Genomic DNA, 13,379 nt, shown 5'->3' with positions numbered 1-13,379 from the left:
TGGGAAGCGGGGTTGCGGTCGCCGCGCAACGAAGAAAGCCTTTTGAAAACAAGCCCATCGCGCGATATGTGAAATGTTAATGACTTGCGGCGTCATCGGGAAGACCGCTAACCGCATTGACTGTCATCGTTTTATCCGATCACAATGACGCATGCTCAATCCAGTCTGGCTGAACACGTTCGCGACCGTGGCCGCGTCGCACAGTTTCACCGATGCCGGGCGGCAGCTGGGCCTGCGGCAATCCAGCGTCTCCGAGCACATCCGGCGTCTGGAGGAGAGCGTCGGCCGGCGCCTCTTCGTGCGCGACACGCATTCGCTCGCGCTCACCGCCGACGGCGAAGCGATGCTCGTCCACGCCCGCGTGATCCTCGAAGCGATGGCGCACGCGCAATCGCAATTCAGCTCGCCGCGCCTGCGCGGACGCGTACGGCTCGGCTCATCGGACGATATCGCGCTCGGGCCGCTGCCGAGCGTGCTCGCGGCGTTTCGCGACACGCATCCGGACGTCGAACTGGAAATCACGATCGGCATGACGGGGCGGCTCTATCAGATGGTCGATGCGGGCGAGCTCGATCTCGCGGTCGGCAAAAGGCGTTTCGGCGATGCGCGCGGCACGCGGCTTTTCTCCGGACGGCTCGAATGGCTGGCGAAACCGGGCACCATCGTCGATACGAGCGAGCCGCTGCCGCTCATCCTCGTTTCCGAACCGAGCGTCACGCGCGGCGTCGTGCTCGATTCGCTCGCGCAGACCGGCGCAAGCTGGCAGATGGTCTGCACGAGCAGCAGTCACGCGGGCTGCATCGCCGCGGCGCGTGGCGGACTCGGCCTGACCGTGCGTTCGCATTTTCTGGCGGCGCGGGGACTGGCTCCGCCCGTCAATCGCGCGGAGTTGCCGGAATTGCCCGAAGTGGAGTTCATCGCGTTCGGCGCGAAACATCTGAGCCGTCCGGCCGAAACCTTGCTACAGCTTCTCGAAAACAGTGATTTGCGCGGCGAATGGGACGGCGAATGAAACCGAAAGCGAGCGCGGGCGAGGGCAGGGGCACTGGTTGCGTCGCAGCAACGACCGGCAGACCCGAATGGCTATCGTAAATCCGTTCTTATATATTGTGCGGCGATTGAAGTAGCCACTTCCAAGACGTGTTTCGCCTCTTCCGCCCACTTTTCTCCGATGTATCCCGATTCCGTGCGTTTGTCGCGGTGATCGCGCTCGCGGCGTTTTCGAGCGCCCACGCGGCCTCGTACGTGGCGAAGCACTGCGACGACCTCGAAGGCAAAAACGTGCCCGCATCGATCATCGGCTTGCCGACGCGCGGCGCGACGATCGTCTCCGCGTGGGTCGTCAAGGCGGCCGCGCCCGGCAACCGCAACGGCGAGTATTGCCGCATCACGGGCTTCATCAAGGCGCTGCAGGACTCGACGCCCGACATCCGTTTCGAAGTGAATCTGCCGAGCCGCTGGAACGGTCGCGCGCTACAGATGGGCGGCGGCGGCTACAACGGCACGATCGTCTCGGGCACCGAACCGATGCCTTTCGCGCCCGACTCGACGCCGCTCGCGCGCGGCTACGCGACCTTCGGCTCGGACTCGGGCCACGTCGGCAACGCGGGCCGCGCGGACTTCGCGGGAAACGACGAAGCCATCGTCAATTTCGGCTTCGGGCATCTCAAGAAAACCCGCGACGTCGCGCTCGCGCTGATCCAGATGGGCTACGGGCGCACGCCCGAGAAAACCTACTTCGCGGGCGGCTCGACGGGCGGGCGCGAAGGTTTTACCGTGATCGAGCGCTTTCCGAACGACTACGACGGCGTGATCGCCAACGCGCCCGCGATCAACTTCTCGGGCGTGCGTCTGATGGGCGTGAAAGTCGGGCAGGCGTCGTATGCGAAGCCTGGCGGTTTCGTGGGCGTCGCGCAGCAGCGGCGCGTGTTCGAAACCGTCGTGCACGAATGCGACCGGCTCGACGGTGCGGCGGACGGCATCGTCGGCAACGTGGAGGCGTGCAGGAAGCTGGAGCCGCAGATCATCGCGTCGCTGCGCTGCGCGAACGGGCAACGTCCTTCCTTGCGCGACAGTTGTCTTTCCGATGCGCAGATCGATACGCTCGAGACGCTGCGCGACGGCGTCACGCTGCCGTATCCGCTCGCGTATGGCGTGGATACCTATCCGGGCTACAACGTGTTTCAGGGCGTCGATTTCTCCGGAACGCTCGGGCTCGGCGACTCGCCGACGCTACTGACTCCGCCGACTTTCGGCGCGAACGGCTATCTCTTCGCGCAAGGCGACGCGTATGTCCGTCACTTCGTCACGCGCGACCTCGGCTTCAGCGGGCTCACGTTCGATCTCGACAACCCCGGCCGCTTCAGGCAACGCCTCGTGACGCTCGCGTACACCGTCGGCGCGATGAACCCGGATTTCTCCGCGTTCATCGCGCACGGCGGCAAGCTCATCGCGATGCACGGCCTCGCCGATGAAGTCATCAGCCCGAATCAGACGATCGCGTTCTATCGCGGGCTCATCGATCGATATGGAAAGGACACCGTCGAATCGTTCATGCGGCTCTACATGGTGCCGGGTTTTCAGCATGGCAACGGCGTGTTCATTCCCGCGTGGGACGAACTCGGCGCGCTCGACGAATGGGTAAGCCGCGGCGTCGCGCCGGAAACGCTCGTCGGCAGCGATATCGCGCCCGCCACCAACGGACGCACACGACCGATCTGCCGTTATCCGGACTATCCGCGTTATCTCGGCAAGGGCAGCATCAACGTCGCCGCGAACTTTCGCTGCGTGGAGCCTTGAGCGGTCGCATCATCAAAGCGCGTTCACGTCCCGATCCGCGATGCGCGGCCAGCGCTTCGCGAGCCAGCGCGACAGGAACCCGCGCGCAGCCACGCGATACGACGTGAGCGATACCTCGAAAGCCTGATCGCTCTCCGACATGAGCCATACGCGCTCGCCGCGCGACAGGCGCACGACATCGCCGGGCTTCATCCAGTAGTCGTACGGATCGCGATGACGCGTGAGCCAGAGCGAACACGCGGATGCGCCGCTGATGCGCAACTCGGCATCGCGCGTGAGCCGCCACGACACCACCTGATGCGGATGCACTTCGACATGGACCACGACGCGCGCGCCCGATGCAGCGAGGCGACCCGACGCTACGCCGTGACCGACGCCATGACACGCGAAAACCTGCGATACCTCTTCCATCTCTGCTCTCCATGATGTGAGCCGAAGACGGAACCTTGCACGCAAAAACAAGAAGGCCCCGTCTTGCGGCGGGGCCTTCGGAATCTGTTTGCTTGCTGTCTCGCTAGCGCACACGCTGTCCCGATGACCCGCCACGGATGGCGTTCACTCGGTTTTTAATCGCGGCGATGGAGAGCATGAGGGCTGCGTGCATGTGTCGCAGTATCGTGTGGCGCGATGGGGCTTGTCAATATCGAGATAAGCACGCGATGCGAAGACGCTGTCCGACAGACCCTTGCCGACGCGCCCGCGACGGTTTAACTTGAACGCCATCAAAACCTTTCGGAGGCTCGTCGTGGCTTATCTGCTACTCGTGATGGAACCCGTCGAACAGCGCGGCCAGCGCACGGAGGAAGAGGGGCGTGAGGCGTACCGGCAGATGGCTGAATTCGCCGATACGCTGAAGACGCGCGGCGTGCTGCGCGCGGTGGAATCGCTGACATCGATGAAGGATGCGGCGCGCGTGACGAGCGCTCAAGGCGATACGCGCGTGATCGACGGACCGTTCGCCGAAGCCAAGGAAATGATCGGCGGTTTTTTCCTGATCGATTGCGAAACACACGCGCAAGCCGTGGCGATTGCTGCCGAATGCCCCGCGGCGAAGTGGTGCACCATCGAAGTCCGCAAGGTCGGACCTTGCTATGCGTGAGGTTCGTGTCGATTTTCACGCGCGCGGATCGTCGTGCATGTATCACGCGTAACGATTCACCCTGGAGACCACCGCCATGCACAAGCAGATCTTCGTGAACCTTCCGGTTCGCGATCTCAAGCGCTCGATGACCTTCTTCAAGGCACTGGGCCTGAATTTCGACCCGGCATTCACGAACGACGACGCCGCGTGCCTCGTCATCGGCGAAAACATCTACGCGATGCTGCTCGTCGAAAAATTCTTCCAGACCTTCACGGAGAAGCCGATCGCCGACGCCCACGCGAGCACCGAGACGCTCGTGTGCCTGTCGTGCGAGAGCAGGGCGGAAGTCGATGAACTGGTCGCGAAGGCCGTCGCGGCGGGCGGACGCGCGCCGCGCGAGCCGCAGGATCACGGCTTCATGTACGGCCACGGCTTCGAGGATCTCGACGGCCATATCTGGGAACTCGTGCACATGAATCCGGAAGCGGCGTGAGCGGGCGCGGGAACGCGCAGGGCGCGGCGAACGATGCGGCCCGGCGCGCCATCGACGCGGTGTGGCGCATCGAGTCCGCGAAGGTGATTGCGAGCGTGGCGCGCGTGGTGCGCGATGTCGCGCTCGCCGAGGAACTGGCGCAGGACGCGTTCGTCGCCGCGCTGGAGCACTGGAGCCAACCGGGCGTGGGCGTGCCCGAAAAGCCGGGAGCGTGGCTCATGACAACAGCGAAGAACAAGGCGCTCGACCGTCTGCGGCAGCACGCGCTGCACGCGCGCAAGCACGAGGAGTACGGACGCGATCTCGACGCGCAGGAAGCGCACATCACGCCCGATTTCGTCGATGCGCTCGACGCCGCGCGCGAAGACGACATCGGCGACGATCTGCTGCGGCTCATTTTCACGGCGTGTCATCCGGTGTTGTCCGTCGATGCGCGCGCCGCGCTGACGCTGCGCCTGATCGGCGGACTCACGACCGACGAGATCGCGCGCGCGTTTCTCGTGCCGGAGCCGACGATCGCGCAGCGCATCGTGCGGGCGAAGCGCACGTTATCGGCGGCCCGCGTGCCCTTCGAGGTGCCCAAGGCCGACGCGCGCGTCGCGCGGCTCGGCTCTGTGCTCCAGGTCATCTATCTGATTTTCAACGAAGGCTATTCGGCGACCGCCGGCGACGACTGGATGCGTCCGGGACTGTGCGAAGACGCGCTCAGGCTCGGGCGCATCCTCGCCGAACTGACGCCCGATGAGAGCGAGGTCCACGGGCTCGTCGCGCTGATGGAGATTCAGGCGTCGAGAACGAAGGCGCGTGTCGATCGCGAAGGCCGGCCGGTGCTCTTGCCGGATCAGGATCGCAGCCGCTGGGATCCGCTTCTGATCCGGCGCGGGCTCACGGCGCTGAAACGCTCGGAAGCGCTCGGTGGTGCGCGCGGCGTCTACGCGCTGCAGGCGGCGCTCGCGGCATGTCACGCGCGCGCGCCGACCGCCGCGGACACCGACTGGCCGATGATCGTCGCGCTCTACGATGCGCTGATGCAGACCGCGCCGACGCCGGTGGTCGAACTGAATCGCGCGGTCGCGGTGAGCATGGCGTATGGGCCGGACGCGGCGCTGCCGATCGTCGATGCGCTTTCCGGGATGGCCGCGCTGAAGAACTATCACTGGCTGCCGAGTGTGCGCGCGGATTTGCTGGCGAAGCTCGGGCGCAAGGACGAGGCACGCGCGGAGTTCGAGCGCGCCGCGGCGCTGACGAAGAATGCGCGGGAGCGGGAGTTTTTGTTGGAGCGGGCTGGTGAGATGGGGTGATGGGTGGGTCGGTTGGAGGATCGGATTGGCTGCATGGTCGATTTAACATAAGATAAATTATCAACTTTTTGGTTTCTAGCGGCTAAGTTGTAATGTCCGCTTTTAGCCAAGTTGAAAGTGTCCGCTCGTAAGCTGACCGGTCGCGGGTTCTGCGGCGGCGGAGGTTTCGATAGCGAGCGAGGTCATTCTCGCTGTACCAGCCCGTCGGGTTCGACAGTGAGCGTGTCGAATTCCACTGCGATCTCGAAACCAGCTGTCGGATAAAGGATGACCGTATTGTCGGCAACCCGTGGGCCCTTCAGAGAGTTCTTGAACAATTTCGCGGCCAGGCGTTCTGTCTCGGTATCAGGTTGCACAGGCTCGAGCGACAGCACGATGTTGACGGTGCCACCCCCATCGATGCCCAAGCGCGTCATGCCGTGGAACGTGACGATCACGCGACGATTGACGAGCCTCAGTTTCAGAACCAGCGTATCAGGACAGTCCGCATCTTCATCGCTGTGCAGCGCGATGGCGTCTACATGCCAATCGTGGAAGAAATCGAACGATTCAAGCGTTTTGCGAATGTTGGTCAAATGATGCCTCACCGGGGAAAGCCCGAACCCTCGCTCGTCAGCCAACCGTTGCATAGCAACGAATAAATTAACGCCTTTGGCAACGGTGCCACACACTCGGGGCTGCAGGAAGCCACATTTCGGCCCAGAAGCAGACTTTCGTGCCGCCCCTCCGGCTGACTAATTTTCGCCATCACCCATCACCGCAGGTGTCGCCGCCGAACCTGCCAGGAGCCCACCATCGATGTTTAATTCGCTGCCGGTGATGTACTTCGCCTCATCCGAAGCCAGCAACAATGCCAGGGCGGCAACTTCCTCAGGCATACCGAACCGCCGAAGCGGAGTATCACGGACCAGCGCAGCCTTTCGTTCCTCGCGGCCTGCGTCAGTGCCCAACATGGGTTCCCAGATGGGCGTGAGAATGGCAGCCGGGTGAATCGAATTGCACCGAACCTTGAGGTTTTGCTCTGCGCAGTAGAGTGCAACAGTCTTTGTGTGGTTACGAACAGCTGCCTTCGACGATGCATATGCTGCAGCGCCTGGAATACCGACCAGGCCAGAGCGCGACGAGATGTTAATGATCGAACCCTGTCCGTGACGTCGCATGGCCCGAATGGCGTACTTGCAACCGAGGAACACGCCATCGAGATTCGTTCGATGCACAGCGTGCCAGTCCTCCAGGCTCGCGTGCTCTGGGTCGTGCGGCACGGCCCGGGCCTCAAAGCCGGTAATTCCGGCGTTGTTGACCAATACGTCCAATCGGCCGCGCTCGTCCAGGACCTGCGTCGTTACGCGCTGCCAATCGCTTTCCACGCGAACGTCAAGCGGCAAATACGCAGCGAAATCGCCAATCGATGTCGCAGTAATTCTGCCGAGCTCGTCGTTGATGTCAGTGACATAGACGAAGCAACCGTTCTGCGCGAATGATCGTGCAATCGCCGCGCCTATTCCTTGGGCTGCCCCAGTGATGACCGCGACCTTGGAAGCAAGTCTCTCATTCATACGGTATGTGACGCCGCACTTTCGTTTGGCGCGTGATGTGAGCAATAAGACCGTAGTCTACGCCGAGGTTTCGCCCGAATGCAGACGTTCGGAATGGCGACTCCTAGGAGCGTCGAATGTCGCTGCGCTTAACTGAGTTCACTGTTCCATTGATCCCCAGACCCCAAAATCGCCGGCCCATCTTCGGCCGATAGCTTCGCCCCCGATGGAGCAGCCCGCTCGAAATAGCTCCTCGCTGCCGCCTGACGAACCCTGCCGACAAGCTGCGATGGAGTCACCGTCGCATAGCGGGGCCGGACAGTCTGCGCTGAACTGCCTCCGCCGCCTGATTGCTGTCGTGAAGTCGACACGACCACAATGTCGCCGCGGGCCACCGCGTCCTTCAGTTGACTCAGAACCGCTGAAGGAGCCGCGTCGTAAGACACGTATCTGCCGCCTACCCGGTTCAAGAGCTGACGCACATCATCGGCGTCCCGGCTGGAAAGGTCATTCGATGATGCATCTTCAATCGCGCGACGCCCTTCGATATCGCTGACAGTCCGAGCCCCGTTACGGGAATACAAGATGCACTCAGCGAATCCGATCGATATTCGAAATACCATCACGTGTCTCGCCCGCTCTCCAAAATACTTAGGAGAAGAGAATATCGGAGGTCAGCGCTCTTCCGGACGAACTGGCGCTTCTTTCACACTTCCTTTTGACAAATGCCCTTCTTTCCGACGCCTATAATCGAATCAAACTCGCCGCGATAATTTCGAATATTGTCGATTTACTAAAACATTGATCAATATTCTGAAATTTTTGTGAGAACAGCAGGATCCCCACGCGACCGCACATTCGAGCGCGCAATAATCCGGCACCTTTGAATCGACGCTTTTCCCATGATCGACCAATACGACGCGCAGCTTTCCGCCAGACTCTACGCGGGCGAGATCGACGAATGCTTTCGCTTCCTCGACGAACGCGCCACGGAGGATCAACACCTCGCGGAATACTGGCATTGGCGAGCGGTCACGCATTTGCGGGGCGGCGAGTTCAAAGAGGCGCTCGAGATCTGCTGCCGGCTCACGCGCGAATCGGACCGCTTCGCATATCAGATGCATTGTCTGAGCGACGTATGCGCCCATCTCGGCCTCAAGGAAGTCGCGCTCGCCATGATCGAGTACTACGCGCACAAGGCTTCCACAGTGCCGATCGGCGCGTTCTTGTGGCGCGTCTACGGCTGGCACTATCTCGGCGAAGACGAGCGCGTCCTCCAGTTGAGCGCGGAAGGCGTCGCCGAGCATTCGGCATACGTGCTCGGCCATCATCAGGGGCGCAGCGCGATGCGCCTGAACGGCATCGCCAGCGGCGTCGAATTGATGCACCGATACTGGTCGTCGCGGGAGTCGCGGCGCGTGCTGTTTCCGCATGTCGACGTCGAGCACTATTGGTGCGGGGAGCGCGTGTTGCCCGCGCATATGACGCTGACATCGATCGCATCGGGCCACGGAGACCAGGTCAACTGGGTGCGCTATGCCGCGGCGCTTCAGGCGCTGGGCGTGCAGATCGCGTACGCCGACGGCTCCGATCTCAACTATCGCCTCGCGATGCCCGCGGACGAACAGCAAAGAGACGCCGAGGCCATGCGCGCCGCGGACTTCGTCGTGGCGCCCGATGGCGCGCTCTGGACCGATCCCTTCGCCCTCTTCACTTCGCTCTTTCCGGTGCTCGGCTACGCGCCCTCGACACGCTACATCGAACCGGCCGAGGCCGATATCGCCGATGCCTTCGTCGATGAAATTCGCCGGCGCGCGGGCGGACGACGCTGCGTCGGCATCTTCTGGTCGTCGTGCGAATCGTCGAACAATTTCGCCAATCGCAGTCTCACCCTGCCCCATCTCGCGCCGCTCTTCGACGGCACGAACGACATTCACTGGGTCATCATGCAGCGCGGCTTCGAGCGCAAGCGCTGGCTGAACGACCCGCGCGCGAACGATCCCGAACGCTTCACGACGCTGCCCGACATGACGCTCGCGCAGAGCGTCGCCATCATCGACAGACTCGACGCGTTCGTCGGCAACGACGGCGGCTTGTCTCACATCGCGGGTGCGCTCGGCAAGCGCTGCTATCTGTTCCTCAATCAGGTGGCCGAATGGCGCTACGAACGCGATCCGCATCGCACGCCGTGGTATCCGACGATGCAGCTGGTACGCGCTCGCCGACTCGGCGATTGGAACGATGTCGTGCGCAAGCTGCAACAGCACCTTGCTTCGGACATGCCCTGAAGATCCGACACACAGAGGCGCTATGCAAAGCGCGCCGCGAGCGTCTGCGGAATCGCGCTGCGCCGCGTGAGCGCGCAAGTCGGCATGTCGTGACCGGGTCCGCGCACGTAACTTTCCAGTTGATCGATGGCGAACTGCTGTTCTTCGATCAGATGCCGCACCATATCGCCGATCGAAATCATGCCGACGAGCCTTCCGCCCTCAATCACCGGCAGATGACGGATGCGTTGCTGCGTCATCAGGGTCATGCATTCGTCGGCGCTCGTTCTGAGGCTCACGGCCATCACGGGCGCGGTCATGATTTCGCATACCGTCGTCGTCCGTGAGGCCTTGTCCTGCATGATCACCTTGCGCGCATAGTCGCGCTCGGTGACGATGCCGCACACCGCGTCTCCCACCATGACGACGAGCGCGCCCACTTCCGCCTTCGACATCAGCGCGACCGCTTCGTACACGCTCGCTTCCGCGTCGATGGTATGAATCGTCGCGTCGCTCTTCGCCTTCAGCACTTGCTTGACCGTTGCCATTTGCTGTTCTCCGTTGCTGTTGTCCGTCGCGTTTGAAAAGCTTGCCGATGCGCCCGCCTCTTTCACCTTCAATCGAAATCGAAGAGATCGCCGAGAAACGATTTCTTGCGACGCGCGTGTTCGCGCCTGCCGCGCTGATCGCCGTAGTGGTAACCGTCGTGGCGAGGCGTGCGGTGCTCGCGATCGTGGCCGCGCTCGTGCCATTCGTCGCGTCCGCCCGCCTGTGCTTCGGCATGCGACACTTGCGACGCGCGCCGGATGATCTGATCGAGTTCGCCGCGATCGAGCCACACGCCGCGGCATTGCGGGCAATAGTCGATCTCGATGCCCTCGCGCACGGTCATCAGCAGTTCTGTGTCGGGACAAACGGGGCATTTCATGTCGATTCCTTTCTGATTGCTTTCAATGAGAGACAATCTAGCGGAAGGATGTCGATGGAAAAATGCGAGATTTTGAGCGCTTCGGTTCGGGAAAACCGAAGTAAGCGGCGGCATCAGTGCGTAAAAACGAACGAGCGTTTGCGCGGCAGCGCGGCAAACGCTCAGGCGGGATCCGGCGACACACACTTGCGATCCATCTCAAAACCCCGCAAGCTCTCGGTTTGAGGCGGCGCGCGTGGCGTGCGCCGCAACCGCACACCAAAGGCCCCACGATGCCCGATAAATCGATGAGCGAAGAACGCGGCGGCGCCGAAACGCCCGATCTCCTGTACCTGCTTCAAGGCGCCGACGATTTCAACCGTCACGTATTTCCCGACAGCGAAGCGCTCTTCAAGAGCCTCGCGCGCCAGCAGGCGCCGCACACGCTATTCATCACCTGCGCCGATTCCCGCGTTTCGCCGGAAATGATTACGCAGACGCGCCCCGGCGAGCTCTTCGTGTGCCGCAACATCGGCAATATCGTGCCGGCTTACGGCGAGATGCTCGGCGGCGTGTCGGCGGTCGTCGAATATGCGGTGCTCGCGCTCAACGTGCGGCAGATCGTGATTTGCGGGCACTCGGACTGCGGCGCGATGAAGGGGCTCGCGTCGGGTGCGACCATCGCCGATGAAATGCCTACCGTGCATGCATGGCTGCGTAATGCCGAAGCGGCGCGCAGCGTCGTGATGGCGCGAAAGCTGGAAGAAGAGCGCATCGTCCAGGCGATGGTCGAGGAAAACATCCGCCTGCAACTGACGCATCTGCGCACGCATCCGGCGGTCGCCGGCAGGCTCGCGCTCAACAAGCTACAAGTGCAGGGCTGGGTGTACGACATCGGACGCGGCAAGGTGTCGATCTACGACGAAGCCGACAGCAAGTTCGAATCGCTCGAAGAAGCGCGCCTGCGCATGCTGCGCAAGGCGCGCTGATTTCACGACGCCGCGCGCATGACACGCGCGGCACGTCGTCGTCTTACTGCACGCCCTTTTTCGCGGCGAGTTCCTGCGCCATCTTCAGGTGCTGCTGAATCGTCGGCAGCGCCTTTTGCGCAGCCTGCTTGAGCTTGGCGTTCTGGCCTTCCGTCGCTTCTTTCTGGAATACCTGCACAGCCTCTTCATGCCCCTGCACGCCCAGCTTCTGGATGTACGCGGCATCGAAGTCCTTGCCGTGCAGCGCCTTGAGCGAATCGAGCGCCGACGTGTCCGAGTTGCTCATCGGCACCGTGACGCCGTGCGGCGCGGCCATCTTCAATTGCATCGCGAGTTTGGTGTGATCGACCATCATGTGATGCGCGAAGCTTTTCACGTCCTTGTCCTGCGATTGTTTCGTGGCGAGCTTGGCGGCGTCGATTTCCGTCGATCCCGCCGACGATGCCGCCTGCACGAAAGCCTTGTCGACGGGCGGCAGATCGTTGGCCATGGTCGAGCTGGCCGCCTCGGTTTGTGCGAGCGCGCCGAGCGGCAGCGTCGCGATGAGCGCCGCGGCGAGCGCCGTGCGCAGCTTTGCATTGCGATTCATGAGAATTGACCTCCTGAGCGATTGATCCCGCTTCCATTGCAGCAATGGCGGTGCCACGGCGCATCGCGGCGCGGACCGAAACCCTTGCTAAACTGAGCGCATCAGCGATTTTTCTTCGAGTGGAAACGTCATGCCTGTCTACGATTACGATTGCGCGGATTGCGGCGCATTCGAAGCCGTCCGCCGCATCGCCGAACGTGACGAACCCGCGGCGTGTCCGCAATGCGGCGCGACGGCCGCGCGCGTGACGATCGGCGCACCGAGCGTGGGCAGCGCGAGCTCATCCGGCGACGGCGCGGCCGAAGCCGGCAGCTACGGCATGACTCATCGGGGCGGCTGCCTCTGCTGCCGCTAGCCTCTTTTACGGCACGCGCCCGGGCACGGCCATTGCAAAGTCACCGTCTCGAACGTCTCGCGCATCGCGGGCGTATCATGCAAGACGACGGTGCGCGGCGCGCAAGGCCGCGCGCAGTCGAGGGCATCGCCATCGCGGGCCGCGCAGTTTCGCTTCCCGCGATGATCGCGCTTAACGTGTTCCGATCGGATAACAGGAGGTGATAAGGATGACGATAGAGTTCAGCGGGCGGCGTCATGTCGTGGCGGCAGCGCGTGTCGCTTTCGAGGCCAGGGTGGATGGCCGCGAAGTGTGGTGCAGCGTCTCCCTCGATGCGCTCAACGATCACTTCGGCAACAGCGGGACGTCGTCGCACGATCTCCTCTCCGCGTTCGAAGGAGGACGCGTGCAAATAGAAGATGCGGCCCGGCGCACGCTGGAGCGCAACCACGGCCAGTCGGTCGAGCTGGAAACCAGCGATTTCAAGGCTTCCCGGGCGGTCTGAGACAGCGCGGCGGGCGGCGGCTCATCGGCTGGCCGCCTGCGTCACTGTGCATAGAAGCATTTCAATACATCGAACATCCACCACACCGGACACGGCGTTCTGCAAAAGCCGTCATAGCCGGCTGCGTGGAGCGTGTCGCGCGGGTCGCGTCCTGCATCGGCGGCGAGCGCGATGAACATCTCCACTTCGCCTTCCAGCCGATCCAGCATCAGCGTATCGCGCAGCGTGCGCGCGAGCGCATGATCGTGAAGTTCGCCGATGAGCGTATCGACGAACAGCACTTGCGGCCGCCATTTACGCAGAAACTGCAGGACGCCGAGCGCATCGCCGATCTGCACGGCCTCGAAGCCCCGCATCGCGAGCAGAAGCGCGAAAGAATCGCCGACGTTCGATTCCGAATGCACGATCAACACGCGTCGTGGACCCGCGAGCGCCATGGTCAGCGGATTGAATATTTCGCACCGCTCGTTGCAAAGATCGTACGATCGTTCTTCCATGTCGGCCCGGCACGGCAAGGAGCCGTGTCGGTACCTTTGATACAGCAAGGTTGAGGCCCGCCTGCCGCCTGCTTACACGCCG

General features: G+C 62.7%; 16 protein-coding genes. 9 read left to right on the top strand and 7 right to left on the bottom strand.

Annotated elements, in window-relative coordinates:
• Positions 1-151 precede the first annotated feature (151 nt).
• Positions 152-1,012, top strand: a complete 861-nt coding sequence (locus tag ACEN42_RS07975; RefSeq protein ID WP_371879655.1) for a LysR family transcriptional regulator — start codon at positions 152-154, stop codon at positions 1,010-1,012.
• A 128-nt stretch (positions 1,013-1,140) separates the two neighbouring features.
• Positions 1,141-2,799: a tannase/feruloyl esterase family alpha/beta hydrolase gene (locus ACEN42_RS07970; RefSeq protein ID WP_029672483.1), complete on the top strand. Its 1,659-nt coding sequence runs from the start codon at positions 1,141-1,143 to the stop codon at positions 2,797-2,799.
• Positions 2,800-2,811: 12 nt separating this feature from the next.
• On the opposite strand, the gene ACEN42_RS07965 is transcribed toward ACEN42_RS07970, so the two are convergent.
• Positions 2,812-3,210: a DUF2917 domain-containing protein gene (locus tag ACEN42_RS07965; protein ID WP_371879654.1), complete on the bottom strand. Its 399-nt coding sequence runs from the start codon at positions 3,208-3,210 to the stop codon at positions 2,812-2,814.
• A gap of 334 nt (positions 3,211-3,544) precedes the next feature.
• Here ACEN42_RS07965 and ACEN42_RS07960 point away from each other — a divergent pair, with 334 nt between their 5' ends.
• The 3 genes from ACEN42_RS07960 (at position 3,545) to ACEN42_RS07950 (ending at position 5,674) form a co-directional block, all read left to right on the top strand.
• The gene (locus tag ACEN42_RS07960; RefSeq protein WP_035498620.1) at positions 3,545-3,898 is read left to right on the top strand and encodes a YciI family protein; all 354 of its coding nucleotides are present in this window, start codon (positions 3,545-3,547) and stop codon (positions 3,896-3,898) included.
• A gap of 76 nt (positions 3,899-3,974) precedes the next feature.
• Complete coding sequence (locus ACEN42_RS07955; RefSeq protein ID WP_371879653.1) at positions 3,975-4,373, top strand: VOC family protein; 399 nt, start codon at positions 3,975-3,977, stop codon at positions 4,371-4,373.
• On the top strand, positions 4,370-5,674 hold the full coding sequence (locus ACEN42_RS07950) for an RNA polymerase sigma factor (RefSeq protein ID WP_371879652.1): 1,305 nt from the start codon (positions 4,370-4,372) through the stop codon (positions 5,672-5,674). The genes ACEN42_RS07955 and ACEN42_RS07950 overlap by 4 nt, the downstream gene beginning before the upstream one ends.
• A gap of 182 nt (positions 5,675-5,856) precedes the next feature.
• Here ACEN42_RS07950 and ACEN42_RS07945 read toward each other — a convergent pair whose 3' ends face one another.
• Both ACEN42_RS07945 and ACEN42_RS07940 read right to left on the bottom strand, forming a co-directional pair.
• The gene (locus ACEN42_RS07945; protein ID WP_371879651.1) at positions 5,857-6,249 is read right to left on the bottom strand and encodes a hypothetical protein; all 393 of its coding nucleotides are present in this window, start codon (positions 6,247-6,249) and stop codon (positions 5,857-5,859) included.
• A 159-nt stretch (positions 6,250-6,408) separates the two neighbouring features.
• On the bottom strand, positions 6,409-7,230 hold the full coding sequence (locus tag ACEN42_RS07940) for an SDR family oxidoreductase (protein WP_371879650.1): 822 nt from the start codon (positions 7,228-7,230) through the stop codon (positions 6,409-6,411).
• A gap of 881 nt (positions 7,231-8,111) precedes the next feature.
• On the opposite strand from ACEN42_RS07940, the gene ACEN42_RS07935 reads away from it, so the two are divergent.
• Complete coding sequence (locus ACEN42_RS07935; RefSeq protein ID WP_371879649.1) at positions 8,112-9,497, top strand: glycosyltransferase family 9 protein; 1,386 nt, start codon at positions 8,112-8,114, stop codon at positions 9,495-9,497.
• 20 nt (positions 9,498-9,517) lie between these two features.
• On the opposite strand, the gene ACEN42_RS07930 is transcribed toward ACEN42_RS07935, so the two are convergent.
• Both ACEN42_RS07930 and ACEN42_RS07925 read right to left on the bottom strand, forming a co-directional pair.
• Positions 9,518-10,024, bottom strand: coding sequence for a CBS domain-containing protein (locus ACEN42_RS07930; RefSeq protein WP_049815742.1), 507 nt, complete (start codon positions 10,022-10,024; stop codon positions 9,518-9,520).
• Positions 10,025-10,092: 68 nt separating this feature from the next.
• Positions 10,093-10,404 (bottom strand): zf-TFIIB domain-containing protein, encoded by a 312-nt coding sequence (locus tag ACEN42_RS07925; RefSeq protein WP_371879648.1) that lies wholly within the window; start codon positions 10,402-10,404, stop codon positions 10,093-10,095.
• A gap of 287 nt (positions 10,405-10,691) precedes the next feature.
• Here ACEN42_RS07925 and ACEN42_RS07920 point away from each other — a divergent pair, with 287 nt between their 5' ends.
• Positions 10,692-11,372, top strand: coding sequence for a carbonic anhydrase (locus ACEN42_RS07920; protein WP_238217790.1), 681 nt, complete (start codon positions 10,692-10,694; stop codon positions 11,370-11,372).
• A 43-nt stretch (positions 11,373-11,415) separates the two neighbouring features.
• Here ACEN42_RS07920 and ACEN42_RS07915 read toward each other — a convergent pair whose 3' ends face one another.
• Positions 11,416-11,961, bottom strand: a complete 546-nt coding sequence (locus tag ACEN42_RS07915; RefSeq protein WP_371879647.1) for a DUF4142 domain-containing protein — start codon at positions 11,959-11,961, stop codon at positions 11,416-11,418.
• 130 nt (positions 11,962-12,091) lie between these two features.
• On the opposite strand from ACEN42_RS07915, the gene ACEN42_RS07910 reads away from it, so the two are divergent.
• Complete coding sequence (locus ACEN42_RS07910; RefSeq protein WP_371879646.1) at positions 12,092-12,316, top strand: zinc ribbon domain-containing protein; 225 nt, start codon at positions 12,092-12,094, stop codon at positions 12,314-12,316.
• A gap of 208 nt (positions 12,317-12,524) precedes the next feature.
• A complete protein-coding gene (locus ACEN42_RS07905) occupies positions 12,525-12,800 on the top strand; it encodes a DUF1488 domain-containing protein (RefSeq protein WP_029672455.1) in 276 nt (91 codons plus the stop codon).
• A 41-nt stretch (positions 12,801-12,841) separates the two neighbouring features.
• Here ACEN42_RS07905 and ACEN42_RS07900 read toward each other — a convergent pair whose 3' ends face one another.
• The gene (locus ACEN42_RS07900) at positions 12,842-13,297 is read right to left on the bottom strand and encodes a response regulator (protein WP_187604729.1); all 456 of its coding nucleotides are present in this window, start codon (positions 13,295-13,297) and stop codon (positions 12,842-12,844) included.
• Positions 13,298-13,379 lie beyond the last annotated feature (82 nt).

The organism is Caballeronia sp. S22 (assembly GCF_964261745.1).
In the GTDB taxonomy this organism is placed as follows: Bacteria; Pseudomonadota; Gammaproteobacteria; order Burkholderiales; family Burkholderiaceae; genus Caballeronia; species Caballeronia jiangsuensis.
Note: the sequence above shows the minus strand (reverse complement) of the source record. Positions and strands in the feature narration are given on the sequence as shown.

Coding starts and splice junctions, on each gene's coding strand:
- ACEN42_RS07975 (WP_371879655.1), top strand. CDS start 152: ATGCTCAATCCAGTCTGGCTGAACACGTTCGCGACCGTGGCCGCGTCG.
- ACEN42_RS07965 (WP_371879654.1), bottom strand. CDS start 3,210: ATGGAAGAGGTATCGCAGGTTTTCGCGTGTCATGGCGTCGGTCACGGC.
- ACEN42_RS07955 (WP_371879653.1), top strand. CDS start 3,975: ATGCACAAGCAGATCTTCGTGAACCTTCCGGTTCGCGATCTCAAGCGC.
- ACEN42_RS07940 (WP_371879650.1), bottom strand. CDS start 7,230: ATGAATGAGAGACTTGCTTCCAAGGTCGCGGTCATCACTGGGGCAGCC.
- ACEN42_RS07935 (WP_371879649.1), top strand. CDS start 8,112: ATGATCGACCAATACGACGCGCAGCTTTCCGCCAGACTCTACGCGGGC.
- ACEN42_RS07930 (WP_049815742.1), bottom strand. CDS start 10,024: ATGGCAACGGTCAAGCAAGTGCTGAAGGCGAAGAGCGACGCGACGATT.
- ACEN42_RS07925 (WP_371879648.1), bottom strand. CDS start 10,404: ATGAAATGCCCCGTTTGTCCCGACACAGAACTGCTGATGACCGTGCGC.
- ACEN42_RS07920 (WP_238217790.1), top strand. CDS start 10,692: ATGAGCGAAGAACGCGGCGGCGCCGAAACGCCCGATCTCCTGTACCTG.
- ACEN42_RS07915 (WP_371879647.1), bottom strand. CDS start 11,961: ATGAATCGCAATGCAAAGCTGCGCACGGCGCTCGCCGCGGCGCTCATC.
- ACEN42_RS07910 (WP_371879646.1), top strand. CDS start 12,092: ATGCCTGTCTACGATTACGATTGCGCGGATTGCGGCGCATTCGAAGCC.
- ACEN42_RS07905 (WP_029672455.1), top strand. CDS start 12,525: ATGACGATAGAGTTCAGCGGGCGGCGTCATGTCGTGGCGGCAGCGCGT.
- ACEN42_RS07900 (WP_187604729.1), bottom strand. CDS start 13,297: ATGGAAGAACGATCGTACGATCTTTGCAACGAGCGGTGCGAAATATTC.